Below are 7446 nucleotides of genomic sequence, written 5' to 3'. Positions count from 1 at the left end.
AGGCACACATGCGTGAACGCGACCAAGCCAACTCACCCGACGGCCGGCCGAAAGTCTACGACACCGGCATCGACACCGACTTCAACCCCTCCTGGGCCATCCGACACGGCTGGGCAGGACGCTCATAACCCCAGCACAACACCCCACAACCCACCCATCCCAACCCCTGAAAAAGTACACATTTTGTCACTTAAGTCGACACGCCGAGAAAAGCACACATTTTGTCACTTAAGTCGAGAAAACGGTGGGCCGGACGTAGTTAGTTACACACAAAATGTCCCTTATCGCGACACGCCGTGTTTACACACAAAATGTCTCTTAAGCCAAAGAAGAAGTGTCGTGGCGACGTAAAAAAGGCCCTCCCCGATTCCTCGGAAAGGGCCTTTGACCTGGTGCGCCATGACGGGCTCGAACCGCCGACCTACTGGGTGTAAACCAGTTGCTCTTCCAGCTGAGCTAACGGCGCGCTGGGTAGAGACTTTAACAAAGCTTCTACCGATCGCAAAATTGACAATAAATAGGCAGGTAAACGCCTATTTTGGCACACCGGCGGAGCGGAGACAGGAGCCTTGCCATTCGCCGAAGCGGTCGGCGGTGGTTTGGACCAGGCCGGCGAGTTGGGCGGATTCGGAGATGACGCCGGGTTGTACGCCGCCGGGCTTGGAGGCGCCTGGGGTCATGAGCCAGATGCGGGCGTTGTCGTCGAGGTTGCGGGAGCAGTCGACGAGGACGTCGACAAGGTCGCCGTCGTCTTCGCGGTACCAGAGCAGGATCATGTCGCAGAGGTCTTGTGCGTCTTCGTCGAGGAGTTGGTCGCCGATGCGGTCTTCGATCGCTTCGGAGATGGTTGCGTCGGCGTCGTCGTCCCAGCCGATTTCTTGGACGATTTCGCCTTGATTGACCCCTAGTCGGTCAGCGTATGTATCGACACCGTTGGCGCCCAACGTTCTTATTCCTCCCAATGAGATGAGTGTTGTATGCAAATATGCCGTTTAGTGTACATCTGCGGGTTACACATTACCGGACAAATATGCGACGGCCTCCGGGGGCCCTCGAGTTTTGTGACGTTCAACGCAATTGGCTGAAACCACGTATCCTGTTTTGCAGGTTTTCATTCCCGCCTGTGCCTCGCTGGTTGCAGGCCCGAAACGTTAGGAGGACGTTCCTTGGCTGAACACAATAATGACTCCAACATCCCGTTGATCCGCGAGGGTGTCGCTTCGTATCTGCACGATACGGACCCGGAAGAGACCCAAGAATGGATTGATTCGTTTGATGGGATTCTGGACCAGTCCACGCCGGAGCGTGCTCGATTTTTGATGCTGCGCCTGTTGGAGCGGGCGTCGGCGAAGCGAGTGGATTTGCCTGCGTTGTCGTCGACGGATTTCGTGAACACGATTCCGACGAAGATGGAGCCGGAGTTCCCTGGCGATGAGCAGATTGAGAAGCGTTACCGTCGCTGGATGCGTTGGAACGCGGCAATCATGGTGCACCGCGCGCAGCGTCCGGGTGTGAAGGTTGGTGGCCATATTTCCTCGTATGCGTCGGCGGCGGCGTTGTATGAGGTTGGTTTTAATCACTTCTTCCACGGCAAGGACGCTGAGCAGGGCGGCGACCAGATTTTCTACCAGGGTCATGCTTCCCCGGGCATGTACGCGCGTGCGTTCCTAGAGGGTCGTCTGACTGAGGATGATCTGGATGGTTTCCGTCAGGAACATTCGCGTCCGCAGGGTGGCCTGCCGTCGTACCCGCACCCACACGGTAAGGAGGACTTCTGGGAGTTCCCGACGGTCTCGATGGGCTTGGGCCCAATGAACGCCATTTACCAGGCACGTTTTAATAAGTACTTGCAGGATCGTGGCATTAAGGACACGGATCAGCAGCACGTGTGGGCGTTCCTCGGCGACGGCGAGATGGACGAGCCGGAATCGCGCGGTCTGCTGCACATGGCGTCGCTGTACGGCCTGGACAACTTGACCTTCGTGGTCAACTGCAACTTGCAGCGTCTCGACGGCCCCGTCCGCGGCAACGGCCAGATCATTCAGGAGCTGGAGGCCTTCTTCATTGGCGCTGGCTGGAATGTGATCAAGGTTGTGTGGGGCCGCGAGTGGGATGAGCTGCTGGAGAAGGACAAGGACGGTGCGCTGGTCCACGTCATGAATACCACTCCGGATGGTGATTACCAGACGTTTAAGGCCAATGATGGCGCGTTTGTGCGCGAGCACTTCTTCGGCCGCGACGAGCGGACGCTGAAGCTGGTCGAGGACATGTCGGATGAGGAGATCTGGGCGCTGCGCCGCGGCGGCCACGACTACCGCAAGATCTATGCGGCGTACAAGCGTGCGTTGGAGACGAAGGGCAAGCCGACGGTCATTTTGGCGCACACGATTAAGGGCTACGGCCTGGGCCACAACTTTGAGGGTCGTAACGCGACGCACCAGATGAAGAACCTCACGCTGGAGGACCTGAAGCGCTTCCGCGACAAGCAGGGCGTGCCGATCAGCGACGAGGAGCTGGAGAAGGATCCGTACCTGCCGCCGTACTACCACCCGGGCGAGGACGCTCCGGAGATCAAGTATTTGAAGGAGCGCCGCGAGGAGCTTGGCGGGTTCTTGCCGGAGCGTCGTGTGAAGTTCACGCCTCTGGAGCAGCAGCAGGACTTCGAGAAGGCTTACAAGGCCATGTTCAAGGACTCGGGTAAGCAGGAAGTTGCCACGACGATGGCGCTGGTGCGTACGTTTAAGGCGTTGATGCGCGATAAGGAGATCGGGAAGCGAGTGGTGCCGATCATTCCGGATGAGGCGCGCACATTCGGCCTGGACTCCTGGTTCCCTACCCTGAAGATTTACAACCCGCAGGGCCAGAACTACGTCCCAGTGGACCACGACCTGCAGCTGTCTTACCGTGAGGCGGCGGACGGCCAGCTCCTGCACGAGGGCATCAACGAGGATGGTTCCTCGGCGTCCTTCATCGCGGCCGGTACGTCCTATGCGACGCACGGCGAGCCGATGATCCCGATGTACATCTTCTACTCGATGTTCGGTTTCCAGCGCACGGGCGACAACTTCTGGGCCGCTGGCGACCAGATGACGCGCGGTTTCATCATCGGCGCGACTGCTGGCCGCACCACCCTGTTTGGTGAAGGCTTGCAGCATATGGATGGTCATTCGCCGATTTTGGCGTCGACAAATCCGGCGGTGGTCACCTACGATCCTGCCTTTGCGTACGAGATGCCGTACCTGATTGCCAAGGGCATCGAGCGCATGTACGGCGACGGCCACGGCGAGGACGTGATGTACTACATCACGGTTTACAACGAGCCGACGCATCAGCCGGCGCGTCCGGAGAACCTCGACGTTGAGGGCCTGCACAAGGGCATCTACCTGTTCGACGAGGGCGAGAAGCACGAGCACAACGTGTCGTTGCTTGCTTCCGGCATTGGTATGCAGCAGGCGCTTCGCGCGCAGAAGATCCTGCAGGAGGACTACAATGTGGGCGCCTCGGTGTACTCGGTGACCTCCTGGGTGGAGTGCGCGCGCGACGGTGCGCGTGTGGCCAACGAGCAGCTGCTGCACCCGGGCGAGGACGTCGGCGAGGCGTTCGTGACCCGTCAGCTGAAGCAGACGGAGGGCCCTTACGTTGCGACGTCCGACTTCGCCACGGACCTGCAAGAGCAGATCCGCCCGTACGTGCCGGGCCAGTACTTGGTGCTTGGTGCGGATGGGTTCGGTTTCTCGGATACGCGTGAGTCGGCACGCCGCTACTTCAATATTGACGCCGAGTCGATGGTGGTTGCGGCGCTGATGGGCCTGGCGAACGAGGGCAAGATCGAGATGGATGTTGCCGCGCAGGCCGCGAAGGACCTGAAGATCGACGACCCAACCGAAGCCTAAGGGCTAGCGCGGGAGGTACGGGGCGAGCGCCGGAATGTTCGGCGCCAACGCTGCGAACAGCGCCCCGACCACCGCGAGCGTAGAGAGCACCCCTAGCGTGATGACGAGCGCCCTCGAACCCGAGGAGCCGTTCGAGTCCGCTGGGGGTGTTTGCGGTTGCGTCGGCTCTGGCGGGTTGGGGCCGTCGTGGCTGATCCGGAGGAATGCGGTGCGGGTCGTGCCGTCTTCGAAGGTGGCGCGGACTTCGACGGTCGAGGGGGTGCGTGCGGCGTCGGTGGCGGTGCCGCTGACGGTGCCGGTGACGGGGTCGATGGAGAGGTCCCACCCGGCTGGTGGGTCGATGAGCTCGAACTTCGCGTCGGTGGGGAGCTCGACGCGATCGCGAAGGTTGAACGGCGTCGCTGTGAACGATGTGCCGTGGGCGACCTCGACTGGTTTGTAGACGGGTTCGTAGATCAGGCGCTGGTCGGCAACGAGCGAGACCGGCACGCTGATGTACTCCGTGGTCCCGTCTGGGTATTTCACACCGATGTCGAGGTTGCGGGTGTTTTCGCCGCGCTGGACGGTGGTGCAGCTCGGTGCGTAGAGCTGCCCGGCTTCGACTTGGTCGCAGTTGAAGAACTGGAGGCGCACGACAAGGGTCGTGTCGTTTTCGATCGTGGCAACGATGGGCACCCCCTGCGTTTCTCCCCCGCCGGCGACCCAGAACGTTGTCCCCTCCGGCGCCCCGGTCGGGGTGAAACGTGTGCTCTCTGTGTAGAGCTGACCTGGGACCAGCGGTACGTAACGGGGCTCGGTTTGGAACGTGGGCTGGTAACGGTCAGCGTCCGTGGTAACAGCCGCCGCGTACGGGGCACAGGCGATGGCGCAGGTTGCAGCGGTGGTGGCGGCGAGCAGTGTGTAGTTCATGGGTTATTTCGCGTCTTCGGTAATGCGTTGGATGAGTCGGTTGATGGCGGTGCTGACGGCGCCAGGCGCGTCGAGGGGCGGCATGTGGCCGCTTTCGGGCAGCACCTGCATGTAGGCGCGTGGCCAAATTTCGTGAAGCTTCGCGCTTTGGGAGACCGGGGTGACGGCGTCGTGGTCACCGACGAGGATGTAGCCGGGGATGGTGCTGAGCACCTCGCCGGCGTCGAGTTCTGAGTGGTGCAGCAGGTCCTCGAAGTAGCCGGCGTAGGTTTCCAGCGGGGTTTCGCGGATCATGGCGGCGTGGAACTGCACCAGTTGGTAGCTCATCGGCCGAAAGTAGAACCCGAGCGCGAGGACCGGGGTGAGCATGTCGGTGACGACTTGCCGCACACCTTCCGCGAAGTGCGGGGTCACGGCGACGACGCCTTCGATGAAGCGCCCGATCGGTCCGGCGAGGATCTGCGGCAGGCCTTGGACGGTGAAGGGTTCGACCGCACTGGAGATCTGCACCGAGCCGGCGAGGTTGAACTCGTGGTGGTAGCGCCGCATCATCGAAAGCGAAATCGGCCCGCCGAGCGAGTGCCCGACCACGATGGAGGGTCCGCGCACGTTGCGTTCGCGCATGACGGAGGCGACGTCGTCGGCGGCGGCGTCGATGGTTAAGAGTTCGGGGTCGACTTTGCCAGTCTGCCCGTGCCCGCGCAGGTCAAGCAGCAGTTGGCGCACCCCGTGGCCTGCGACCGCTTCGGTTTGCAGGAAGAATTCTTCGGCGGCGATGTTGAAGCCGTGGACGTAGACGACGGTGACGGCATCCGGGTCCTCGGGGCCGAGCTCGTACCAGTGGATGTTGACGCTCTCTCCCCCGGCGTCGACGGTGAGCACGCCTTCGCGGTCGGGCTTGAGCCCGTATTCGCCGTCGCCGGTGTGCAGCAGTTCGCGGGTTTCCACGAGCTGTCGGCGCGCTTTCGGCGTCAGCGATCGGAGGTAGGCAACTGTTTGCAGCATGCTTCCACCTTATTATGTGGGTATGGAACTCTCACAACGCTTAGATTTGAGCGCCCTCCAGCTTGAGGACGCCCCCTCCGACCCGACCGCGAACACCGAGGACGTCTCCGCGTTCGCTCAGCTCACGCGCCTCATTGAGCGGGTGACCGGCGAGGACACTGAAGCGCTGGACCGGGAGACCACGCTGGATGGTGCCGGGGTGGCGTCGTTAGATCGTATTGAGCTTGCGGTGCGCATCGAGCAAGAGCTTGGTGTGCCGATTGATGAGGAAACCTACCGGCAGCACTCGACGCTGGGTGAGCTATGCGCCTACATTGAAGGGCACGAGGAATACAAAGGAGCGTAGCGTGACTATTTCCTATCTCACTGACATGGATGGCGTCCTGCACAAGGAAGGGCAGATGATTCCCGGCGCGGACGCCTTCATTCAGCGCCTGCACGATGAATCGATTCCGTTTATGGTGCTGACGAACAATTCGATGCAAACCCCGCGGGACCTCTCGGCGAAGCTGGTCCGGATGGGCTTGCAGATTGAGCCGGAGCGGATTTGGACGTCCGCCACGGCCACGGCGACGTTTTTGTCGCAGCAGGTCGGAGAGGGTTCGGCCTACGTGATTGGTGAGGCCGGGATGACCACGGCATTGCACAAGGCCGGGTGGATCCTGACGGACCAGGATCCGGACTTTGTGGTGCTGGGTGAGACGCGCACCTATTCGTTTGAGGCGATCACGACGGCCTGCAACCTGATTTTGAAGGGTGCGCGGTTCATCGGCACGAACCCGGATCTGACGGGCCCCGGCCCGAACGGCATTCTCCCGGCGACGGGCGCGGTGGCCGCCATGATTACGTCGGTGACTGGGATGGAGCCGTACTACGTGGGCAAGCCGAACCCGGTGATGATGCGCTCGGCGCTGAACAATATCGGCGCGCACTCGGAGCACACGGTCATGATTGGTGACCGGATGGACACGGACGTGAAGTCCGGCCTGGAGGCCGGCATGCGCACACTGCTGGTGCGCACCGGGATTTCGGACAACGCCGAGATCGCCCGCTACCCGTACAGGCCAACGAAGGTGATTGATTCCGTCGCCCAGCTTGTGGACGTCATCACCGATCCTTTCGGCGACGGCGCGTACAGCTAGCCCTATCCTGCCGCTTCGACGCTGGCGCTGAAGCGGTACTCGGCGGCTAGCGCCGCGAGCGCGTCCGCGAAGCTGCGTGTGACGTCCGGGGTCGCGCGGAAGGTTTCGCGGCACTGGTAGGTGCCAGTGCTGTCCCGGCGCCAGCGGGTGAACCAGGCGTCATCCCAGAGCGCTTCGGGGTTGACGGGCGCGTCCGGAAGCATGAGCAGGAGCTCTTCGACGTGCATGCGCGCTGCGGCGGGCATGTCTTGGATGCTCATGACGGAGGTCGTGGGCGCGGCGCAGACAGAGCGCCACGTACGCGGGGCAACGAGTGTTGTTGTCATTGTGGGGACCCTTCTGTGTGTGACAGTGCGGCGCACGCGCCCGGTGACTAGCCGGTTCCGCGCCCGCTGACTAGGCGGGCGCATCTTCGTGCGAGACGAGGTTCGTCTTCCCCAACGGCCTCTCGCATCACTTTGCATGACACGAGACACACCGGGCAACCCTCAACAACT

General features: G+C 61.9%; 7 protein-coding genes and 1 tRNA gene. 3 read left to right on the top strand and 5 right to left on the bottom strand.

The genetic code is table 11. The features are described from left to right. Nucleotides 1-390: 390 nt before the first annotated feature. Nucleotides 391-466, bottom strand: a tRNA-Val gene (locus JMN37_RS05745). 67 nt (nt 467-533) lie between these two features. After that, entirely contained in the window at nt 534-962 is a 429-nt protein-coding gene (locus JMN37_RS05740) for a DUF3052 domain-containing protein (RefSeq protein WP_070362150.1), read from the bottom strand. A gap of 204 nt (nt 963-1166) precedes the next feature. Here JMN37_RS05740 and aceE point away from each other — a divergent pair, with 204 nt between their 5' ends. After that, complete coding sequence (gene aceE, locus JMN37_RS05735) at nt 1167-3893, top strand: pyruvate dehydrogenase (acetyl-transferring), homodimeric type (protein ID WP_252931334.1); 2727 nt, start codon at nt 1167-1169, stop codon at nt 3891-3893. 3 nt (nt 3894-3896) lie between these two features. Here aceE and JMN37_RS05730 read toward each other — a convergent pair whose 3' ends face one another. Then, the gene (locus JMN37_RS05730; protein ID WP_252931333.1) at nt 3897-4802 is read right to left on the bottom strand and encodes a Rib/alpha-like domain-containing protein; all 906 of its coding nucleotides are present in this window, start codon (nt 4800-4802) and stop codon (nt 3897-3899) included. Between the two features lie 3 nt (nt 4803-4805). Then, nucleotides 4806-5807: an alpha/beta fold hydrolase gene (locus JMN37_RS05725; RefSeq protein ID WP_252931332.1), complete on the bottom strand. Its 1002-nt coding sequence runs from the start codon at nt 5805-5807 to the stop codon at nt 4806-4808. 22 nt (nt 5808-5829) lie between these two features. On the opposite strand from JMN37_RS05725, the gene JMN37_RS05720 reads away from it, so the two are divergent. Beyond that, a complete protein-coding gene (locus JMN37_RS05720; RefSeq protein WP_252931331.1) occupies nt 5830-6153 on the top strand; it encodes an acyl carrier protein in 324 nt (107 codons plus the stop codon). Nucleotide 6154: 1 nt separating this feature from the next. After that, a complete protein-coding gene (locus tag JMN37_RS05715) occupies nt 6155-6949 on the top strand; it encodes an HAD-IIA family hydrolase (RefSeq protein ID WP_252931330.1) in 795 nt (264 codons plus the stop codon). Nucleotides 6950-6951: 2 nt separating this feature from the next. On the opposite strand, the gene JMN37_RS05710 is transcribed toward JMN37_RS05715, so the two are convergent. Then, nucleotides 6952-7275: a hypothetical protein gene (locus JMN37_RS05710; RefSeq protein ID WP_252931329.1), complete on the bottom strand. Its 324-nt coding sequence runs from the start codon at nt 7273-7275 to the stop codon at nt 6952-6954. Nucleotides 7276-7446: the final 171 nt, after the last annotated feature.

The organism is Corynebacterium lipophilum, from assembly GCF_024102595.1.
In the GTDB taxonomy this organism is placed as follows: domain Bacteria; phylum Actinomycetota; class Actinomycetes; order Mycobacteriales; family Mycobacteriaceae; genus Corynebacterium; species Corynebacterium pseudogenitalium.
Note: the sequence above shows the minus strand (reverse complement) of the source record. Positions and strands in the feature narration are given on the sequence as shown.

Coding starts and splice junctions, on each gene's coding strand:
- JMN37_RS05730 (WP_252931333.1), bottom strand. CDS start 4,802: ATGAACTACACACTGCTCGCCGCCACCACCGCTGCAACCTGCGCCATC.
- JMN37_RS05725 (WP_252931332.1), bottom strand. CDS start 5,807: ATGCTGCAAACAGTTGCCTACCTCCGATCGCTGACGCCGAAAGCGCGC.
- JMN37_RS05720 (WP_252931331.1), top strand. CDS start 5,830: ATGGAACTCTCACAACGCTTAGATTTGAGCGCCCTCCAGCTTGAGGAC.
- JMN37_RS05710 (WP_252931329.1), bottom strand. CDS start 7,275: ATGACAACAACACTCGTTGCCCCGCGTACGTGGCGCTCTGTCTGCGCC.